Annotated in this window: 3 protein-coding genes; all 3 read left to right on the forward strand. The window is 73.2% G+C overall.

The annotated features are described in order from the left end of the window. Positions 1-28: 28 nt before the first annotated feature. Positions 29-6,748 (forward strand): SDR family NAD(P)-dependent oxidoreductase, encoded by a 6,720-nt coding sequence (locus IE145_RS14485; RefSeq protein WP_189525458.1) that lies wholly within the window; start codon positions 29-31, stop codon positions 6,746-6,748. Beyond that, the gene (locus IE145_RS14490; protein WP_189525459.1) at positions 6,742-13,956 is read left to right on the forward strand and encodes an SDR family NAD(P)-dependent oxidoreductase; all 7,215 of its coding nucleotides are present in this window, start codon (positions 6,742-6,744) and stop codon (positions 13,954-13,956) included. The genes IE145_RS14485 and IE145_RS14490 overlap by 7 nt, the downstream gene beginning before the upstream one ends. Positions 13,957-13,990: 34 nt before the next feature. Then, a partial coding sequence (locus tag IE145_RS14495) for an SDR family NAD(P)-dependent oxidoreductase (RefSeq protein WP_189525460.1) occupies positions 13,991-22,976 on the forward strand: 8,986 nt, incomplete at its 3' end.

Below are 22,976 nucleotides of genomic sequence, written 5' to 3' on the forward strand. Positions count from 1 at the left end.
AGCGCGAGAACAGCGCAGAGGTGACCGCATGAACACGCCCGCGAACTCCGGCGGCCACGGAGACGAGCACGTCGTCACCGTCCGCCTCGACAGCAGCGACGTGGCGCGGTTCGCCCGTGCCAGCGGGGACCACAACCCCCTGCACACCGACGCGGGTTACGCACGGCGGACCCCCTTCGGGCAGCCCGTCGCACACGGGGTGCTCGCCGCGGTACGGACGCTCGCCGCCATCGGCGTCCGGCCCGGCCAGCGGCTGGAGAGCCTGGACATCCGGTTCCCCGCGCCGGTCTTCCCCGGGCGCGCCTACCGGTGGGCGGTCCAGGAGGAGGAGGGCGGGGCCGGCGACGGGGAGGGCGGTCCACGTCTCAGCGCGTCCCTGTTCGACGGCGACCGGCCCGTGCTGACCCTGGACGCCGGATTCGCCGACGCCGCGGCCCCGGTCACGGGACTTCCCACCGGAGAAGGCGCGGTGTGGAGCCGCACCACGGCCGCCGCCCGTCCTGTCACGGAGATCCGCACCGGGCTGGCCGCCGAGGCTCCCTACGCTCCGGACTGGGCCGAGCTGGACGCCCTGGTCGCGGAGTGGAATCTCGGTGAACGGGGCGTCGGCGCCGACCACTTGGCCTCTCTCGCCTGGTGCAGCTACACCGCGGGTATGGAACTCCCCGGCGCGTCCTCCCTGCTCTCCCGGATCTCGCTGACCTTCCCGGCCGCGTCAGGCACCGACGACGTCGGCACGGACGGCCCTGGCACGGATGACGCCGACGCGGACGACGACAACGACAACGACACCGGCGCATTCGGCTCGGCCCCCCTGTGGGGGGAAGCCGAGGTAACGGCGTTCCACTCCGACTTCGCCGCACTCACCGTGACGGGCACGCTGCGTTCCGGGAACCCGGACGACGGCTCCGCCCGGACCGTCGCCGAGGCGGAGATCCAGGTGCGGGCCCGGGCCGAGGCGGCATCGACGCGGATCGATCGGCTGACCGCCCTGCTGCGGCCCTCGGACCGGCTCGACGGCAAGGTCGCCGTCGTCGCCGGTGGCAGCCGCGGCCTGGGCGCCGCGCTGGTGCAGGCCCTCGCCACCCAGGGCTGCACCGTCTACCTCGGGTACCACCGGAGCCGCGAAGCCGCCGAGGAGGTACGCGACGCGCTCGGGGACGCCGCCGGGCGCGTGCTGCTCGCCGGCGGCGACTGCGCCGACCCCGACTGGTGCGCCGAGCTGGGCGAGCGCGTGCTCGCCGAACAGGGCCGCTGCGACCTCCTGGTGCTCAACGCCTGCCCGCCGCTGCACGACATGGACGTCGCCGCCGACGGCGGCGCCCGTCTCGTGGAGTACGTACGGGAATCGCTCGCCATGGTGCAGGCCCCGACCGCCGCCTTCCTCTCCCACGTGGCGGCGAACGACGGCACCGTCCTCGCCATCTCGTCGGCTGCGGTCACCGACCCACCGCGTGGCTGGCCGCACTACGTGGCCGCGAAGACGGCGCTGGAGGGCCTGCTGAGCTCGCTGGCCGCCGAGCAGCCCCGCGTGCGGTGCGTGGTGGCCCGGCCGCCGCGCCTGCTCACCACGCTCACCCACGCCCCGGTGAGCGGCGAGCAGCCGCTGGAGCCGGAGGTGGTCGCCGCCACCCTGGTCGCGCGGCTGAGCGCCCCCGGCACCGCGTCCGGGCGGGACGTCGAGCTCGTCGAGGACTTCCCGGCGTCCGTCGCCGGAGCCCCGGCCGCCGATCCCACGCCGCCCGTACCGGCGGTGTCCGGAGGCCGTGAGGACCGGGAGCCCGTGGACGGCAGGCTCGTGGTCTCGGCGACCTTCACCGCCCAGCCCATCGAGGGCGCGCTGCGCTTCTGGAGCGGCCACCTCGGCCTGGAGCTGGGGGTGGAGTTCACCGACTACGGCCAGATCTTCCAGCAACTGCTGGACGCCAACAGCGAATTCGGCACGAACCGGCAGGGCTGCAACCTGCTGCTGCTGCGGCTGCAGGACTGGCCGGGCGACGAACTCTCGCGCATCACCGAGGATTTCGCCGCCGCCGTCAGCTCCTTCGCCGGGCGCAGCCGGGTCCCGCTGGTCGTGCTGCTGTGTCCCGCATCCCCGGATGCCGTGGAGGACGAGACCCGCGCCGACGCCCTCGCCGCCGCCGAGCGCACGCTCCGCGCCGCCCTGGAGCCGGTGGCCGGAGTGCACCTGCTGGACTGGGACCACTTCGGCCGGCTGTACCGGGTGGACGACCACCACGACGCGATGCGGGAGGAGTTGGGGCACATCCCCTACACCCCGCAGGCGTACACCGCGCTCGCCACCGTGGCCATGCGCGCCGTCCGGGCACTGCTGCGACCGCCCGCGAAGGTGCTCGTCCTGGACTGCGACAACACGCTCTGGCGCGGGGTGTGCGGTGAGGACGGGGCCGAAGGCGTCGTCCTGGAGGAAGGGCATCTGCGGCTGCAGCGCTGGGCGCTGGGGCTGCGGGAGCGCGGTGTGCTGCTGGCCCTGGCGAGCAAGAACGTCGAGCAGGACGTCGAGGCCGTCTTCGAGCGCGAGGACATGGTGCTGCGGCCGGAACACATCGCGGCCCGGCGGGTCAACTGGGAGCCCAAGTCCCTCAACATGGCGGCGTTGGCCGAGGAACTCGGTCTCGGGCTCGACGCGTTCGTCTTCTTCGACGACAACCCGGTCGAGACGGCGGAGATGGCCGCCGCGCACCCGCAGGTGCTCACGCTCACCCTTCCCGGGGACGCCGCCGCGTTCCCGGCGCTCCTCGACCACCTGTGGGTGTTCGACCAGCTCGACGTGACCGCCGAGGACGGCCGCCGCGCCGACTACTACCGGGCCGGGCAGGAGCGCGACCGGTTCCGCAGGTCGGCCATGGACTACTCGGCCTTCATCGAGGGCCTCGGCCTGGACATCGCCATCGCGGAGGCCACCGCCGAGCAGATCCCGCGGGTCTCCCAGCTCACGTACCGCACCAACCAGTTCAACACCACCGCGGTGCGTCGCACCGAGTCCGAGATCCGGGGCCTCGCCGACGAGGGCGGCACCTGCTGGGCCACCGTCGTCAGCGACCGCTTCGGGGACTACGGTCTGGTCAGCGTCGCTTTCACCCGCGGCGAGGGCGATGCGCTGGTGGTCGACGGGCTCATGATGAGCTGTCGGGTACTGGGACGCGGCGTGGAGCACCAGGTGCTCGCGCACCTGGGCGAGCAGGCGCTGCGGGGCGGCTACGACCGTCTCGACGTACCGTTCCGCCCGACCGAGCGCAACGCCCCGGTGCGCCGCTTCCTGGACTCCGTCGCAGGGGACCACGCCGAACCGGAGTCCGCCGGCTCGGGGGAGAACGGCGCGTCCGGCAGCCCCGACGGCGCCCTGGTGTACCGGCTGCCCGCGGAGGAAGCGGCCGCGGTGACGTTCCGGCCGGTGGACCCGGCCGAGCAGGAGGAGCCGTCCGCGGCGGAAGCGGAACCCTCCGGCCAGGACAAGGCCGAGGAGAGGAACAGGACCGAGTCCGCCGCGGTGGCCGTACGTCCTGAATCCCTGGTGGCCATCGCCACCGAGCTGACCGGCATCGACGAGGTGCACGCCCGGATCACCGCCGACCGGCTCCCCGCCCGCGCCGAGGACGGGAGCGGGGACGACCGCAGCGGTGGCACCGGGGATGTTCTCACCGGGGTGCGGGAGGCGTTCCGCGAGGTGCTGCGGGTGCCGCTGGACCGGCTCCGGGAGGGGACGACCCTGGAGGAGCTCCAGCTCAGTTCCTTCACCATCGTGGACCTGACGGTGCGCCTGGAGCGGGAGTTCGGCCCCCTGCCGAGGACGCTGCTCTTCGAGCACCGCACGCTCGGCGGCGTCGTCGAGGCCATCGCCGGGCGACTCGGCCTGGCCCCGGCTCCGGGCCGCGCCGAGAACGAGGTACGGAGGCCGGCGGCCCGCGCGGCGACGGCGTCCGCCGAGTACGGCGGTTCCGAGCCGATCGCCATCGTGGGGGTGGCCGGACGCTACCCGGGCGCCCGGGACCTGGACGAGCTGGCGCGCCGCCTGCTGCGCGGCCAGAGCAGCGTCACCGAGATCCCCGAGGAACGCTGGGACCACGCCCGGTACTTCGACCCCTCGGGCACCGACCCGGCGGGTTCGTACTCCAAGTGGGCCTGTCTGCTGGACGATGTCGCGCGGTTCGACTCGCTCTTCTTCGGCATCTCGCCGCGTGAGGCCGAACTCATGGACCCGCAGCAGCGCTTGTTCCTCGAAGTCGCCTACGAGACCCTGCAGGACGCCGGCCACACACCCGACACACTCGGCAGTGACGTCGGGGTGTACGTCGGAGCGATGGCCCCGGACTACGCCGTGCTCAGCGCCGAGGCGGCGCTCGACGGTCGCGCGACGCTGCCGTACTCCGCGCACTACCAGATCGCCAACCGGGTCTCCTACGCCTTCGACTTCACCGGTCCGAGCCTCTCGGTCGACACCGCCTGTTCCAGCTCCGGTGTGGCGCTGCACCTGGCCGCCCAGGACCTGCGACTGGGCCGGGTGGACGCCGCCCTGGTGGGAGGCGTCAACCTGATTCTGCACCCCTCGCGCCATGTGCAGTACGCACACATGGGGATGCTGTCGCGCACCGGCCGATGCCGGGCGTTCGGTGCGGGAGCCGACGGCATGGTGATGGGCGAGGGAGTCGGCGCGGTCCTGCTGAAGCCGCTCTCGCAGGCCCTGCGGGACGGCGACCGGGTCCATGCGCTGATCCGGGGCACCGCGACCAACTCCGGTGGCCGCACCCAGGGTTTCACCGTGCCCAGCCCCGACGCCCAGGCCCAGCTGGTCACCGCCGCACTGCGCGACGCCCGGGTCGATCCGGCGACGGTCGGTGTGCTGGAAGCGCACGGCACCGGCACCCCGCTGGGCGACCCCATCGAGATCACGGGCCTGACCAAGGCCTTCGGTCCGGCGTCGCCGGAGCGTGCGCGCTGCGCGGTGGGCAGCGTCAAGACCACCATCGGGCACCTGGAACCAGCCGCGGCGATCGCCGGTCTCACCAAGGTGCTGCTTCAGTTGCGGCACCGCACCATCATGCCGACCCCCGGCGCCGAAACCCCCAACCCAGACATAGAGTTCGGTGCCACCCCCTTCTTCGTGCCGGACCGGCCGATGCCCTGGGACGCGATCGACGGGACGCGGCGGGCCGGTATCAGCTCCTTCGGCGCCGGTGGTGTCAACGCCCATGTGGTGGTCGAGGAGTACTCAGGAGCGCCGCTGCCCCGCGGCGCCGCCGACGGGGCGCACCTGGTCGTCCTCTCCGCCAAGGACGGCACCCAACTGGCGCGGCACTGCGCCGATGTGGCGGCCCGGATCAAGGACGACGCCGGGGATCTCAGGCTGTCGGAGGTGGCCTACCAGTCGCAGATGCGGCGGCAGCCGCTGGCGCACCGGATGGCGGTCCTCGTCGACGATCCGCACCGGCTGGCCGACGTGCTGACCGCCGCCGCGGCCGGCAGCCCGCCCGACGAGGGCTGCTGGATCACCGCCTTCGGCCCGGACGAGCCGCGCCCGGCCCCCGAGTCGTTCGAGACCACGGTGCGGGACGCGCTGGAGGCCCGCGACCTGGCCGGTCTGGCGGAGGCATGGGTCGCGGGCGCGGAAGTGCGCTGGGCGGATCTGCACGATGGTCCGCTGCACCATGCCGACCTGCCCTTCTACCCGTTCGCCCGGGTACGGCACTGGCTGCGCGACGCCGAGCCGGCCCGGACGCCGGTGTCCGACGCGGTGCCGCCGGCCTTCGACGCCCGCCACCTGCGGGGCGTGGTCGACGGGCTGACGGCCGCCGGAGACCAGGCGAAGGCGTTGCTCGACCGGCTGGCCGCGGCGGCTCCTGCCGTGGCCGCCCCCACGGCGGCAGCCGTCACCGTCCCGCACCCGCTGGTGCACCGGAACGTCTCGGACTTCACCGAGGAGCGCTTCCGGTCCCACTGGACCGAGGAAGAGCCCCTCGCGGCCGACTACCGGGTCGACGGCCGCCCCTGCCTCCCCGGAGCTGTGTGGATCGAGGCCGCACGCGCCGCGGTGGCCCTCGCCCACGGCCGGAACGCCGGCGACACCGGGGTGCGCCTCGTGGAACTCGCCTGGTACGAGTCCCACGGCAGCCACCTCGGGGCTTCCCGCCCGGTCGACATCGGGCTCGCGCAGAACGTCGACGGCTCGGTGGACTTCGACTGCTACGAGCCCGACGACACGTCCGCCGACGGCGACGACGTGCGGGTCCTCTGCCAGGGGCGTGCCACCCTCGTACCGCCCACCGCGGCAGACCGTATCGACCTGCGGGGCCTCCTCGACGGCAGCACACCACTCGGCACCCCCGCGTCGCACCGGGCTGCCCTCGGACGGGCGGGGCTGCGACTGGGCGCCTGCTACGAAGCATTGGTGGAGCTACGACAGGGCGAGGGCTACCTGCTCGCCGAGCTGAGGCTCCCGCCGGCGGCTGCCGGCCCGGACCCGGAGGCCCTCGTCGCCCACCCCGTCCTGCTGACCTCGGCGCTCCTGGTCGCCGCGGTACGGGGCGGCTCCGGGGCTCCCGCCCGGCTGGAGCCCTCCCAGGTCGCCGGGGTCACCTTCCACGCCCCGTGCGGGGAGAGCGCCTACGCCGTCGCCACCGAGGGCGCCGCCCCGGGGACCACCGATCTTGACCTGTGCGACCGGGACGGCCACCTGCTGATCCGCCTGTCCGGCATTCGATTCGCCCGAGGAGATGAGGGGACATGCTGACCCATCCGGACCTGTCCATGCCGGACGACCTGCATGTGTTCACCCAGGCGTGGGAGGCGGCACAGCCGACACCCGAAGCCCCGGGCGTATGGCTCGGGCGCGTCCTCGTCCTGCTGCCCGAGGGGGGCGGCCAGGAGGAGATACGGCACCGGCTGACCGCCGATCACCCGGGCGTGGACGTGGTCTTCGCGACGCCGGGTCCGGGGTTCGGGCGGACCGGCCGGGACTGCTTCTCCGTCGGCGGAGACCTCGAAGGGGGCTACCGCGAGCTGCTCCGCACCGTGGTCGCCGACCACGGCCCGATCGACGCCGTGGCCCACCTGTGGGCCACGGAGCGTACGGCCGACGGCTCGCACACCGACCCGGAACCGCTGCGCGCGTTCCTGCGGGCCGTCGCACAGGAGGCGCAGCAGGGCCCGGCCGGCGTGCCGGGGCGCATCCTGCTCGGCGGTTCGTTCGCCGACGGCGGCCAGCGGTGCGCGGTCGAGTCCTGGCTGGGCTTCGAACGGTCGATTCCGCTCGTCCTGCCGGGCACCTCCGTGACGGTCCTCGGATTGGACGGCGAGGCGACCGGCCGGCTGGCCGGGATCCTGGCCGACGAGGTCGGCGCGCAGCCCGTCAGCGCCCTGCACATGGACGGGCGGCGCTGGGTGCAGCAGGTGCGTCCGGTCGAGCTGCGTCCGGTCGACGACGCCGGGGACCGGCTGCGCGACGGCGGCACGTACCTGATCACCGGTGGTGCGGGCGGGCTGGGCGCCATCTTCGGGAGCTGGCTGGCACGCGAGTACCGGGCCCGGCTGGTGATCGTGGGGCGCAGGCCGGCCGAGGACGCGGGAGTGCGGGCGCGGCTGGCCGAGCTGGACCGGGCCGGAGCCGCCGCCGTCCTGTACCGGCAGGCCGATGTGTGCGATCCGGTGGCGCTGACCGAGGCGGTGCGCAGCGCGGTGGGCCGCTTCGGACGGATCGACGGGGTGCTGCACGCCGCCGGAGTGGAAGAGCACGGCAGCATCGCCGAGCGGGATGCGGCGACCTTCGCACGGGTCCGTGCGCCCAAGGTCGCCGGGACCGTCGCGCTGGAGAGCGCGCTGCGTGCCACCCGGGCCGACCAGGGAGGTGCGCCGGACTTCGTCTGCTATTTCTCCTCCAGCGCGGCCGTGCTGGGCGACTTCGGCAGTGGCGACTACGCCGGTGCCAACCGGTTCCAGGTGGCGTACGCGGAGATGCTGGCGCGGAGCGAGCCCGCGGGCGCCGGGCGGCTGGCGATCAGCTGGCCGCTGTGGCGCAGCGACGGCATGAACTTCTCCGACGAGACCGCCGGGGACTTCTATCTCAGGTCCAGCGGGCAGCGGTACCTGGAGCCGGCCGAGGGCACCGGGCTGTTCCGGCTGTTGCTGGCCCAGCCGGGCACCTCGTATCTGGCCCTGGCGGGGGAGCGGGACCGTATCCGCACGATGCTCCGGGTGCCGGGCTCCGCGGAGGCGTCGGCCGCACCGGCCGCCGCAGCGGCACCGGATTCCGTGGCGGACCCGGTCGCCGGGGACCCGCCGTCCCGCCATGCCTCCGGGCACCTCGCCGGGGCCGCCGGACGGAGCGCTGCCGAGAGCGCGGCCGACCAGGTGGCGGACAGGCTGAGGCGTGAGCTGAACGACGTCGTCAGCCAGATCCTGCGGGTGCCCCCGGACAAGCTGGCGGTGGACGAGAACTTCCGCGAGTTCGGCTTCGACTCCATCACGCTGGTGGAGTTCGCGGGAGAGCTCACCGAGAGCCTCGGCGTGGACGTCACCCCGCACGTCTTCTTCAGCTACCCGAACCTGCGTACGCTGCACGAGTACCTGCTCGCCGACCACTTCGACCGGTTGGCCGACCGCTACCGTCCCCGGGCGGCGCAGCCCGCCACCGTGCACACCGAGTCCCGGCCCCCCGCCCCCGTACGGTCGGCGCCCCCTTCCGAGGGGTCCGGGGGCGCGGAGCCCGCGGAGGGCGCCGGGGCCCCACCTGCCGTGCCGGCACCGCGTCGCCGTGCCAACCTGCGGAGCCGACGTCCCGAAGGCAGCCGGTTCGCGCCCAAGGCGTCCTCGGCGTCCTCTTCGGACGGGCCCGCGCCCGCCCCGGCGGCGCCCGTCACACCGGCTCCTGGGACCGAGGTCCCCGCCCCGCCGGCACGCGACGGCCAACAGCCCGCGAGCGCGCAGCGGCCCGTCTCCGGCCCCGTACCCGCACGGTCGGCACCGCAGGACGAGCCGGTGTCGATCATCGGCATGAGCGGGCGCTTCCCCGCGGCCCGTGACGTCGGCGAGCTGTGGCGGAACCTGTCGGCGGGCCGGGGAGCGGTGGGCGCCATGCCCCCCGAGCGGCGCGAGTGGGACGACGGCAGGAAGCGCCACGTCGGCTGGGTCCCGGGCATCGCCGAGTTCGATCCGCTGTTCTTCGAGATCGCGCCCAGCGAGGCAGAGACCATGGACCCCCGGCAGCGGCTGCTGCTGGAGGAGATGTGGAAGGCGCTGGAGGACGCGGGATGCGGCCGGCAGCAACTGTCGGCGGAGCGGGTCGGGGTGTTCGTCGGTGTGGAGGAGGGCGACTACCGTCTGCTGGCCGCCTCCGAGGAGGCCATCACCTCCAATCACAACGCGGTTCTCGCCTCCCGCCTCTCGTACTTCCTGAACCTGACCGGGCCCAGCCTGGCGATCAACACGGCCTGTTCCTCCGGTCTGGTCGCCCTGCACGAGGCATGCCTGAGCCTGCGGCACGGGGACTGCGACACGGCCATCGTGGCGAGCGCCAACCTGATGGCCACCCCGCGCGACTACGACGGCATGGAGGGCGCCGGGATGCTCTCCGCCGAGGGTGTGTGCCGTGCCTTCGGCAGCGGTGCGGACGGCATGGTGCCCGGCGAGGCCGTCGCGGCGGTCGTGCTCAAACGGCGCGACGGAGCGGCCCGCCAGGGCCTCCGCGGCTATGCCAGCATCCTCGCCAGCGGCATCAACAACGACGGCCGCACCAATGGCATCACCGCCCCCAACGGCCTTGCGCAGACAAGCCTGTTGCGAGAGGTGCACGAGCGTGCGGGTATCTCCCCGGAGACCCTGGGCCACATCGTGACGCACGGGACCGGCACCCGGCTCGGCGACCCCGTGGAGATCCATGCCCTCGCCGAGGCCTTCCGGCCGCACACCGACCGCACCGGCTTCGCCGCGCTGACCTCGACCAAGCCCAACCTCGGTCACAGCCTCGCCGCCTCGGGCCTGGTCAGCCTGATCAGCCTGGTCGCCGGAATGTGGCGGGAGACCATCCCGCCGAGCATCAACTGCGAGGAGATCAGCGACTTCGTCGACTGGGGGACCACCCCCTTCTACGTCAACCGGGAGCGGCGGCCCTGGCCCGGTGGCGGGAGTCTGCCGCGTCACGGGGCGGTCAGCGCGTTCGGCTTCAGCGGGACCAACGCCCACGTGGTGGTGGAGAGCAACGGCACCGAGCGCGGCGAACTCGCCCGAATCGGGGCCCAGCCCGCCGCGCCCAGCCATCTGCTGGTGCTGTCCGCGAAGACCGAGACGGCGCTGGTGCGGCAGATGGAGCAGCTCGCCGATCACCTCGCCGGACTCCCCGACGACACGGGCCCCGGCCTGATGGCCTCGGTGAGCCGCACTCTGGTCGTCGGCCGCCACCACTTCGCCCGGCGCTGCGCGCTGGTGGTGGGCGACCGTGCGGACGCCGTGGCGGCGCTGCGCCGAGCCGCCGCCGGGCAGGCCGGGTCGGGTATCGAACGTGGCGTGGTGCCCCGGGGGTTCGACCCCACCGCCGCCGAGACCCGGGAGCTGTCCACGCTGGTCGCCCGGGCCGACGGCGGGCGCGTCCGGGAGGGACTGCTGCACCTCGCGCGGGCCTACTGCCTCGGCCACGAGCCCGCACCGCTGGCCGGACTGTGGGGCGCCACCCCGCCGAGCCGAGTGCACCTGCCGACCTACGCTTTCGACAACGCGGACTACTGGGTGACGAGGGCGACGGAGACCACCGCGGGTGCTCCTCCCGCTGCCGCACAGCTCCATCCCCTGGTGCACCGCAACGTGTCCGACATGTTGTGCCAGCGGTTCGCCGCCGCCTTCACCGGCCGGGAGAGCTGGTTCGAGGCCGCCGGAGCCCACGCCGCCGGTGAGGCGGGCGGCGGCGCCCTGATCCCCGGCGCGCTGTTGGAACAGGCCCGTGCCGCGGTGGTCCTGGGACTCGGCGGCCGCGAGCAGGACGTCACCCTGCGCGAGGTGGTCTGGTACGAGCAGGCCGCCTCGCCGGCCGGTGGCTCCCCGACCGCGGAGGTCCGTGTCGATCTGCGGAAGTCCGGGGAGAGCACCGTCGACTGGGCCGTGTTCTGCGAGGACACGACGGACGGGACCGGCGAGATGTTCCTCGTCTGCGACGGGTCCGCCACGGTCGCCGACGAACCCGCCGGTGACGTCGTGCTGCCGCTCACCACGCTGCGGACCGCGCCGGGAGCCGGGCGTCTCCTGCTCGAACTCCCGGTTCCGGCGGACGAGTCGAGCGACCTCGGGATGGTGCTGCGACCGGAGCAGCTCCAGTTCTGTGTGGCCGCGGCCCGCCGGGCGTTCGGCTGGGGGAGTGCGCAGGGCGACGCCGTCTCGGTCGGCGAGGCGCGACTCGGCTGTGCGGCGCGGTCCGCCCGCTGGGCGCTGGTCGCCCCGCAAGGGACGGCGGACGACGACACCCGGTCGCTCACCGTCGAACTCGCCGCGGAGGACGGCACGGTGGTCGCGACCGTGCGTGAGCTCGTGCTCACCCGGGCGGCGGATGCCGGGGCGCCGTCCGCCGGAGAGGCGGCGGGCGACGGGCGACGGGCCCACATGCGCGGATGGACCGTGGCGCAGTGCCTGGCGTGGGAGCTGGCCGACGCCGCCGGCCAGGTGCTCAAGGTTCCCGCGGAAGAGCTGGACCCCGAGGAGAACCTCGCCAACTACGGGCTGGACTCGCTCAACCTCGCCAAGTTCACCCAGCAGTTGAGCGGTCGGCTCGGCGTGCTGCTCACGCCCGACCGCTTCTTCAGCCATCCGACGCTGCGTCGTCTGGAGGGGCATCTGCTCAGCGTCCATGCCGAGCGGATGAACGCCCTGTACCGTCAGGGCACACCCGCCGCGGCGGTTCGGCCCGCCGCCCGCCGGGAGCGCAGGCGGACCTCCGACCGCTTCGCCGAGCCGGCCGGCCGCACCGCACCGGGTGCGGTGGCCGCACCCCGGGACGAGCCGATCGCCGTGGTCGGCCTGGCCGGGCGCTTCCCCGACGCGCGGAACGTCGACGAACTGTGGTCGATCGTCTCCGAGGGCCGCAGCGTCGTCCGGGACGTCCCGGACGACCGCCGCGCCGACTGGAGCAGCGCCGATGAGCCGGGCGAAGACGGCGAGCCGCACCCGAGGTACGCCTTCGGCAGCGTGCCGGGCATCGCCGAGTTCGATCCGCTGTTCTTCGAGATGTCGCCCCGCGAGGCCGAACTCGTGGACCCGCGCCAGCGGTTGCTGATGCAGGAGATGTGGCGCGCCCTGGAGGACGCCGGCTACGGCGAGACGACCGTCGCCGAGGAGACCATCGGGATCTTCGTCGGAGCGGAGGAGGGGGACTACCGCTATCTGGTCGACGGGGAGGACACCGTCACCTCCAACAGCACCTCCATCCTCGCCTCCCGGCTGGCGTACTTCCTCAACCTGTCCGGGCCGAGCCTGACCATCAACACCGCCTGCTCCTCCGGCCTGGTCGCGCTGCACGAAGCCTGCCTGAGCCTGCGGCACGGCGACTGCGACACGGCGATCGTGGCCGGGGTCAGCCTGATGTCCTCCGCCCACGACTACGTGGTGATGGACAAGGCCAACATGCTCTCCCCGGACCGGACCTGTTACGCCTTCGACCAGCGGGCCAACGGCATGGTCCCCGGCGAGGCGGTCGCCGTGCTGGTACTGAAGAAGCAGCAGGCCGCCGAACGCGACGGGCAGCGCATCCACGCCACGGTGCTGGGCACCGGCATCAACTACGACGGGCGCACCAGCGGGATCACCGCGCCCAGCGGCGCCGCCCAGACCCGGCTGCTCGGCTCGGTCTACGACCGGTACCGCATCGCCCCGGACTCGCTGGACTACGTCGTCACCCACGGCACCGGCACCCGGCTGGGCGACCCGGTCGAGATCAACGCGCTGGCGGATGCGTTCGCCGAACGCACCGACCGCACCGGCTACTGCGCGCTGACCTCGGTCAAGCCCAACATCGGTCACAGCATGGCCGCTTCGGGCCTGGTCAGCCTGATCTGCCTGATGACGGCGATGCGGCACGAGACCATCCCGCCGAGCATCAACTGCGAGGAACCCAGCGATTACATCGAGTGGGAGAAGAGCCCCTTCTACGTCAACCGGCGGTCCACGCCGTGGCCCTGTGTGCCCGGCCGGCCCCGCCGGGGCGCGGTGAGCTCGTTCGGAGTCAGCGGGACCAACGCGCACGTCGTCCTGGAGGCCCCCGCCGCGGCGCCGGGATGGCGGACCCCGCCGGAGGAGCAGCAGCCCCCGCGGCATCAACTGCTGCTGGTCTCCGCCAAGACGCAGGAGGCGCTCGGCGCGCGGCTGACCGACCTCGCCGACCACCTGGAAGGGAGCCCGCACGACGACGGCGGCTACCTGGCCTCCGTCAGCCGTACGCTGATCACGGGCCGGTTCCACTTCGCGCATCGCTGCGCGGTGATCGCACAGGACCGGGACGACGCGGTACGCCTGCTGCGGGAGGCCGCGGCCGGAGCCAAGATCCCCAACGTGGTGCGCGGCACGGTGAGTCGCGACTTCCGGCCCAACGGCACCGTGGGCAGGCTCATCGACGGCCTGGTGCGGGCCAGCAGGGCGGTGTGGCACGACGCCGAGCGGCACCAGGACCACCTGGCGGCGCTCGCGGAGTTCTACAGCCAGGGCTACACGGCGGCGTTCTCCGGTATCTGGGAGAACCGGCCGCCGCTGGTGAGCCTGCCCGGCTACCCGTTCGCCACCGACCGCTACTGGGCCCCGTCCGCCGGAAGCGGCGCGGAGCTGGAGCGGCGCGGTACGGGAGCGGTCCGGCCCGCGGTCGGCGGCGACGACTCCGACGGCACGCTCATCCAGCGGTTCAGTTCCCAGTTCACCGGCCGTGAGGCTTTCCTGAACGACCTGCTGATCCCCATCGAGAACACCTCCAGCTGAGCAGCGGCACCTTACGCAGAAGGAAGAGATCCACATGTTCAACTCCATGGACGCCTCGCGTGCCAAGGTTCTGCCGGGCGCCGCTCAGTTGGAGATGGTGCGTGCGGCGGTGATCCTCGCGGCCGAGGAGAAGGGGGAGTTCACCGGTGACGCGGGCCCCGTCGTGCGGATGACGAACGTGGAGTGGGGCGAGCCGGTGGTGGTGGGCCCCGGCCAACAGGTCCACGTCGACCTGTATCCCGGGGCGGACGGCGACGGGTGGGCGGTGACCGCCGACTCCAACGACGAGGCCGGCAGCGGCGGCAGCGTCGCCGTCCTGCCCGGGGCGACGCCCGACCGGGTGGACATCCACACCTACGGGACCCCCGCACGGCCCGGCTCGCTCCTGGTGGATCTCGGCGAGGCGGCCGGTCCGACGGACGCGGTGGTGGTCCCCGGGCAGTTCGCCCGGTGCCTCGCCGCGGTGGCGCGGGACCGCGGCTGGGGCGGGAACGAGGTGGCGCTGCTGAGCGCCGACGAGGTCACCTACGCGGGACTTGCCCGGTACGCGGCAGTGCGGGGCGCCGTGGAGATCGTCGCGTCGGGCCGGCGGGAGGCCACGCTCTCCGTCGACCTCGTGGACGAGCGGGGAACCAGCCTGGTCGCCTTCCGGGGACTGCGGGTGTCCGCCGAGGAGCAGAGCACCGCCGCGCCGCGCCCGCCGCACGAGGACGGCTCCGAGGGCGAGGCCGCCGAGACGGTCGTCGAGCCCGGCCCGGGGCGCCGGGCGGAGATGGCCGGCTGGCCGGTGGCGGAGTGCCTGGAGTGGGAACTGAAGGACTCCGTTTCGCAGTTGCTGAAGCTTCCGGTGGCCAAGCTGGACGAGGGCGCCAATCTCCAGGACTACGGTTTCGATTCGATCAGTCTGGTCGAGTTCGCGGGCGTACTGGGTGAACGCCTGGGCGTCGAGCTGACCCCCGACGTCTTCTTCAGCCACCCCACGCTGTCCGCCCTCGGTGTCCATCTGTTGGACGCGCATCGGGAGGTGCTGGAGGCGTTCTACCGGGAGGGGCAGAAGTCCGCGCCGTCACCGGCGGCGTCCCGGCCCGCTCCCGGCCCCCGGCAGCGTACGGTGCCCCGGGCCGGGCAGGACGGCCGCGGGCCCCGGCGGCGGCTGCTGCGGATGAGCGCTCCGGCGAGGGCCGCCGAGCCCGAAGGCGCCGAGGAGGAGACCGGGAGCGGACCGGAGCCGGTGGCGATCGTCGGGATGAGCGGCCGCTTCCCCGGTGCCCGCACCGTCGACGAGCTGTGGCACGTCCTGGCCGAGGGCGACTGCGTGGTCGGTGAGGTGCCGGCCGACCGCAGCCCCGCCTGGGGCGGCGGCCGCCGGATGGGCGTACTGCCCGGCATCGCCGAGTTCGACCCGCTGTTCTTCGAGATATCCGGCCGCGAGGCCGAGACCATGGACCCCCGGCAGCGGCTGCTGCTCCAGGAGATGTGGCGGGCTTTGGAGGACGCCGGGATCGGCTCCCGGCGGCTCACCGACAGCCGCGTCGGCATCTTCGTCGGTGTCGAGGAGGGCGACTTCCGCGACCTGGTCGGCGAGGACGCGGGAGTCACCGCCAACAGCAACGCGATCCTCGCGTCCCGCCTGGGCTACTTCCTCAACCTGGCCGGGCCCAGCATGGCCATCAACACGACGTGCTCCTCCGGCCTGGTCGCCCTGCACGAAGCGTGCCTCAGCCTGCGGTACGGGGACTGCGACACCGCGATCGTCGCGGGCGCCAACATCCTGGCGGACCCCCGGAGTTACGACGCGATGGCCGCCGCGGGGATGCTGTCGCCCGAGGGTGTCTGCCGAGCGTTCGACGAGCGCGCGGACGGCATGGTGCCCGGTGAGGCCGTCGCCGTCCTGGTACTCCGCAAGCGCCGGGTCGCGGAACGTGACGGCCAGCGGATCTACGCCACCGTACTGGGGAGCGGAGTCAACTACGACGGCAGGACCAACGGCATCACCGCCCCCAGCGGTGCCGCGCAGAGCCGGCTGCTGCGGCAGGTCTACGAGCGCGCCGGGATCTCCCCGGAGTCGTTGGAGTACGTCGTCTCCCACGGCACCGGCACCCGGCTGGGCGACCCGATCGAGATCAACGCACTGGCGGAGGCGTTCGGTTCCCGGACCGAGCGCCGGGAGTTCTGCGCGCTGACCTCGGTCAAGCCCAACATCGGGCACACCCAGGCGGCCTCCGGCCTGGTCGGCGTGATGACGCTGGTGATGGCCATGCGGCACGAGACGATCCCGCCGAGCATCAACTGCGAACAGCCCAGCGACTACATCCGGTGGCAGGACAGTCCGTTCTACGTCAACCGGGAGCGGCGCGCCTGGCCGCAGGGCCCGCAGCCCGCGCGGGGCGCGGTCAGCGCGTTCGGCATGAGCGGCACCAATGCCCATGTGGTGCTGGAGGCCGGTGCCACCGTCCGCGCCGAGCGGGAGCTGCTCGACCGCCAACCCACCCTGGCTTCCTACCTGTTGCCGATCTCCGCCAAGACGTCCCCGGCACTCGCCGATGCCCTGACCGCTCTGGCCGACCATCTGGAGGGGGCCAGGGGCGCCGGGGCCGGATACCTTGCCTCGGTCAGCCACACCCTGATGTCCGGACGGCACCACTTCGCGCACCGCTGCGCCGTGGTGGCGCAGGACCTCGACGACGCCGTCCGGCTGCTGCGGGAGGCCGCGCGAGGCGAGAAGCCCCGCAAGGTCTACCAGGGCACCGTGACCCGTGAATTCACCCCGCACAGCCTCGTAGGAGACCTGGTCGCGGACGCCACGGCCCGCCGCCGGGACGACCAGCGGTACCAGGAACTGCTCCTGGCGCTGGCCGACTTCTACTGCCAGGGCTACGACCTGCGCGGCGAAGGACTCTTCGAGGAGGCGCCCGCACTGGTCGCCCTTCCGCCGTACCCGTTCGCCCGGCAGCAGTACTGGCCGGCGGCGTCCCGGAGCCGCGTCACCGTCACGGCCCCGGAGCCCACCCACCCCCTGGTGCAGCGGAACACCTCCAGCCTGACGGAACAGCGCTACAGCTCCGTCCTGCTGCCCGCCGACGAACTCCTCGTCGGCAAGGAGGGCGACCGTCGCCTGCCCGCGGCGGCGCACCTGGAGATGGCCCGCGAGGCCGTGCACCAGGCGACCCGGGAGAACGAGTCCGGCACCGCCGGGGTGCGGCTGCACTCCGTACGCTGGCTGCGCCCGGTGCGCGCCACGGGCCGCGCGATCGACCTGCACGTCGCCGTCATCCCGGAACGCGGCGGCGACATCGGCTTCGAGATCTTCTCGGGCGACGGCACCGCCGATCCCCGCCGCACGACCGTCCACTGCCAGGGCGACGCGACCCGGTCGGTGCCCGCCCCGCAGGCGCCGGACACCGACCTGGAGGCGCTGCGCGAACAGGCCCGCCAGGACCCCGCCCTGGTGGTGGCGCGCCTGCCGCGGACCGAGGTGAACGACCGGGTCGTCCTGCCCTTCGGGGCGTTGGACGACGCGCTGCTGGCCGCCGCCGAGAGCGACCCGTCGATCGGAACGGCGGCCGGGGTGCCGGCCGGTCTGGACCGGGCGGAGATCTTCGGTGCCGCGCCCGCGGCCTGGGCCGTGGTACGACGGACCTCCGCGCCGGGCACGGACGAGTACCGCTTCGACATCGACCTCTGCGAGGATTCCGGCCGGGTCGCCGTCCGCTTCACCGGCCTCGCCCTGGGCCCCGACACTCCCGCCGAGGCGCCGTCGGCGACCGGGTTGCTGGGGCAGGAGTGGGCCGAGGCCGCGCTGCCCACCGGTGCCGCGCCGCGCGACTGGCGCTCCCGCGAGGTGGTCCTCTGCGACACCGGCACGGCCCCCGCCGGGGCCTTCGCCGGGCCTGTGAACGTCACCGTGCTGAGCACCACCGGCGAGGATGCCGCCGAACGGTTCACCAGCGCCGCCGAACAGCTCTTCACCGAGGTGCGCCGCATCCTGGTGAGCAGGCCCGCTCATGAGGTACTGCTCCAGGTCGTCGTGCCCGGCGGCACCGACCGCCACGTCTACGGCGGACTCAGCGGCCTGCTCAAGAGCGCCCACCGGGAGAACCCGCAACTCGTCGCCCAACTCGTTTCCCTGGACGAGCCGTTCACCCGAGACGCGGCGGTTCCCGCGCGGGTGGCCGCCCTCCTCGACGCCGAGGCGGACGCCCCCGAGATCGCCGCCGAGGTCCGCTACGCCGGGGGCCGGCGGATGCTGTCCCGGTGGCGGCCGCTGCCGCGCACCGCCCCTGCCGACCGGGCATCCGGCACCTTGCCGTGGCGGGCCGACGGAACCTATCTGATCACCGGTGGCGCGGGCGGCCTCGGGCTCCTCTTCGCCCGGGAGATCGTCCGCCACGCACCCGGCGCCCGCCTCGTCCTCACCGGGCGCCGCGCCCGCGACGCCGGCGTCGACGCCGCCCTGGCCGGACTCGGCGCGGACGGTGCCGGCTCCCGCGTCAGCTACCGGCAGGCCGATGTCACGGACCCGGCCGCCGTGACCGACCTGGTGAACGACATCACCGCGTCCGGTGACGGACCACTGGGCGTACTGCACTGCGCCGGCATCAACCGCGACGCCCACATCATCCGCAAGAGCCCCGAGGCCATCCGCGAGGTCCTGGCGCCCAAGGTCGACGGGCTGGTCAACCTCGACCGGGCCACCGCCGCACTCGATCTCGACTTCCTGGTCTGCTTCGCGTCCACCTCGGGCAGCCTCGGCAACGCGGGCCAGGCGGACTACGCCCTGGCCAACGCCTTCATGGACCACTTCGCCGTGCACCGCGAGGAGCAGGTACGGGCGGGGGAGCGGCGCGGCCGGACCCTCGCCGTCGACTGGTCCCTCTGGCGCGACGGCGGGATGACGATCGACCCGCAGGCCGTGGCCCGGATGGAGGCCGACACGGGCCTGGTGCCCATCCCGCGCGCCGACGGGATCGCCGCGTTCTACGACGCCCTCGACGGCGACGCCCCGCACACGCTGTGCCTGTCGCTGCGTGAACCCGCCCGGCTGACGGAGACCGTGGACCGGCTCACCGGCACCGGTTCCACCGCCCCCAGGGAGCGGTCGCAGGCCGTGGCGGTCGACCAGGAAGCCGTGGTCGCCTACCTGACCGGGGTGATGGCGCGGGAGATGAGGATCCCGGCCGACAGCATCGACGCGGACGCGTCCCTGGACCAGTACGGGATCGACTCCATCACCGTGCTCGCGCTCACCGACGTGCTGGAGGACGACCTGGGCACCCTGCCCAAGACGCTCTTCTTCGAGTACCGGACCGTCATGGAACTCTGCGGATACCTCCGGGAGTCGCACGCCGCCGAACTCGCCCGCGTCCTCGGCGGGGAGAGCGCGACGGCGGACCGCGAGCCGGGTTCCGCACCCGTCGCACCCGTCGCACCCGTTGTGGCGGAAGCCGCTGTCAGCCGCCGCGGACGCACCCGGCACCCCGCGCAGTCCGCCGGCGGCCCCCTGGACGTCGCCATCGTGGGTGTGGCGGGCCGCTACCCGCAGGCCGCCGACCTCGACGCGTTCTGGGACAACCTGGTCGAGGGACGGGACTGCGTCACCGAGACCCCCGCCGGACGGTGGGACCGGAGCGCCTTCTTTGACGCCATCACCTGCAACTGGGGCGGCTGGCTGGACGGCGTGGACCGCTTCGACCCGCTGTTCTTCAACATCGCGCCCCGCGAGGCCGAGATGATGGACCCGCAGGAGCGCCTCTTCCTCCAGTGCGCGTACGCGGCCATCGAGGACGCCGGATACACCCCCCGGGACCTGGAGCTCGGCGAAGGAGCACAGGACGGCGTCCGGGGCGCGGCCGGTGTGTTCGTCGGTGTGACCACCGCCGACTACCAGTTGCTCTGTGTGGACCAGCAGGCGGCGGGTACTCCCCTCGCCACCGCGGGCAACTTCGCCTCCATGGCGAACCGGGTGTCGTACCACCTGAACCTGCACGGCCCGTCGCTCGCGATCGACACCATGTGCTCGTCCTCACTGACCGCGATCAACCAGGCGTGCGAGAGCATCCGGCGGGGCGAGAGCGGTGTGGCCATCGCGGGCGGGGTCAACGTCTCCCTGCACCCCAACAAGTATCTGCTGCTGTCACAGGGGAAGTTCGTGTCCCCGAACGGCCGCTGCGTGTCCTTCGGCGACGAGGGCGAGGGCTATGTGCCCGCCGAGGGCGTCGGCGCCGTACTGCTCAAGTCCCTCGAACAGGCCGTGCGCGACGGCGACCACATCTACGGTGTGATCCGCGGCGCCGCCGTCAACCACGGGGGGCGCACCAACGGCTACACCGTGCCCAACCCCAACGCGCAGGGCGGTGTCATCGAGGCGGCCCTGCGGCAGGCCGGGACCGACCCGCGGACCATCGGCTATGTCGAGGCGCACGGCACCGGCACCAAGCTCGGCGACCCCATCGAGATCCGCGGACTCGTCCGGGCCTTCGACGGCGTCCCCGGAACGTGTGCCATCGGGTCGGTGAAGTCCAACATCGGGCACGCGGAGGCCGCGTCCGGTATCGCGGGCCTGACGAAGATCCTGCTCCAGATGCGGCACGGCACCCTGGTGCCGTCCCTGCACTCCGAGGTGCTCAACCCGTTCATCGACTTCGGGGCCACCCCGTTCCGGGTGCAGCGGAGCGTGGAGGAATGGAGCCGGCCGACCGTCGAGACCGACGGGCGGACGAGGGAGCTGCCGCGCGTCGCGGGTCTCTCCTCGTTCGGGGCGGGAGGCTCGAACGCGCACCTGATCGTGTCGGAGTACCTCTCGCCCAGCCCCGTGCGGGCCGCCGTCGCGCACGGCGGGCCGACCGCGATCGTGCTCTCGGCCAAGACGGATGAGCGGCTGCGGGTCTGCGCCGAGCGTCTGCTGTCCGCCCTGCGCACCGGCCGATACCAGGAGGGGGACCTGCCGTCCATCGGCTTCACCCTCCAGGTGGGGCGCGAGGCGATGCCGCACCGGATGGGCTTCGTCGCGGCCGGGCTGGACGAGGCCGAGCGGAAGCTGGCCGCCTTCCTGGACGGTACCGGTGACGGACACGGGGTGTCGGCCGGGCGGGTCGGGGCCGCCGCGGTCCGCGCCGGTGAACCCGACGCCGCCGGGGACGGGCGGCGGGACGCGGGCGAGCTGGTCGCCGCCTGGGTCGCCGGCACGGCGGTCGACTGGCGGAGCCTGCACCGCGAGGGGGACGCCCCGGCGCGGATCAGCCTGCCGGGCTACCCGTTCGCGGAGGAGTCCTACTGGCTGCCGACCGGCGGCGGCGCCCCGGCGTCCTCGGGTGGAGCGGGCCGCCTGCACCCGTTGCTGCACGAGAACACCTCCGACCTGGAGAACCAGCGCTTCTCCTCCCGACTGGCGGACACCCCCTCCCGGGCGGCGCAGCTGGAGATGGCCCGGGCCGCGGCGCTGCGTGCCGTACCGGGGGCCGGGGAGGGCACGCACACGGTGCGGCTCTCCGATGTCGCCTGGTACGAAGGGCCCCCGGCGGGAGAAGAGGGGCGCCTGGTCCATGTGTCACTGCGGCCGGCCAGGACCGAAGACGCCGAGTGGACCGTGTACGTCGAGCAGCCCGGCGCCTCCGACCGGGAGGGGGGCACCGCCGACGAGGAGCTGGTCACCGCCGAGGGCACCGTCACCCTGGTGGGGGCCGCGGAGCGGCGGGAGCGCCTGGACCGGGATGCCCAGAGCGGGAGCGTCATCGAGCTGAGCGTCACCGGGGACCCGGCGCTGGCGCTGGTGACCGCGCTGGAGGGCTGTGTCGCACCCGAGTCACGTCCGTCCACGGCACGCGAGGTCGAGTTCGCGCCCCTGGGGGCCGGTTCGCCCGCCTGGGCCGTGGTCGACCGCCGGGACACCGAGCAGGACGTCGCGGTCTGCGCCGAGGACGGCACCGTGCTGCTGCGGGTGCGTGGCCTCACCTGGGAGACCGACGGGGCGGAGAGCCCCGCACCGGTGCCGGACGGCGGGGCCGAGGTGGCCGCGGGGCCCGGGCGGCGGGCGGAGACGGCCGGCTGGTCGGTCGCCGAATGCCTCGACCAGGACCTCAAGGGCGCGGTCTCGCAGTTGCTGAAGCTTCCCCTGGACCGGGTCGAGGACGGCGTCAACCTTCAGGACTACGGTTTCGATTCGATCAGTCTGGTCGAGTTCGCGGGTGTGCTGGGCGAGCGGCTGGGTGTCGAGTTGACGCCGGATGTCTTCTTCAGTCATCCGACGTTGGTGAGTCTGGGTGGTCATCTCCTGGATGTGTACGGCGATGTGCTGGGTGCGTTCTATCAGGAGGGTGGTGTTGCGGGGGCGTCGGCGGTGGTTCCGGCGGTGGTGTCCGGGCGGCGTCGGGTGAAGCGTGCCGGGTCGCTTGTGCGTCGGTCGCGGGGGCTGGGGGTGCCGGCGGGTGTGGAGCCGGTGGGGATCGTGGGGATGAGTGGTCGGTTCCCGGGTGCTCGGACGGTGTCGGAGTTGTGGGACATTCTGGCCGAGGGCCGGAGTGTGGTGGGTGAGGTGTCGTCCGATCGGTCGCCGGCTTGGGGTCCGGGGCGTCCGATGGGGGAGATGCCGGGGGTGGCGGAGTTCGATCCGTTGTTCTTCGAGATCTCGCCGCGTGAGGCCGAGCTGATGGATCCGAGGCAGCGGTTGCTGCTTCAGGAGATGTGGCGCGCCCTGGAGGACGCCGGATACGGCGACCCTGCCGTGGCGGGGGACCGCGTCGGTGTCTTCGTCGGCGTGGAGGAGGGCGACTACCGGTTCCTGGTCGACGAATCGGAGAGCATCACGGCGAACGCGACGTCGATTCTCGCGTCGCGGTTGGCGTATTTCCTGAATCTTTCGGGTCCGAGTATGGCGATCAATACTTCTTGTTCGTCGGGTCTGGTGGCTTTGCATGAGGCGTGTCTGAGTCTCCGTTACGGGGACTGTGATACGGCGATTGTCGCGGGGGCGAACATTCTGTCTTACCCGGGTAGTTATGACGCTATGGCGGGTGCGGGGATGT

This window comes from Streptomyces sindenensis, assembly GCF_014649035.1.
GTDB classification, from domain to species: domain Bacteria; phylum Actinomycetota; class Actinomycetes; order Streptomycetales; family Streptomycetaceae; genus Streptomyces; species Streptomyces sindenensis.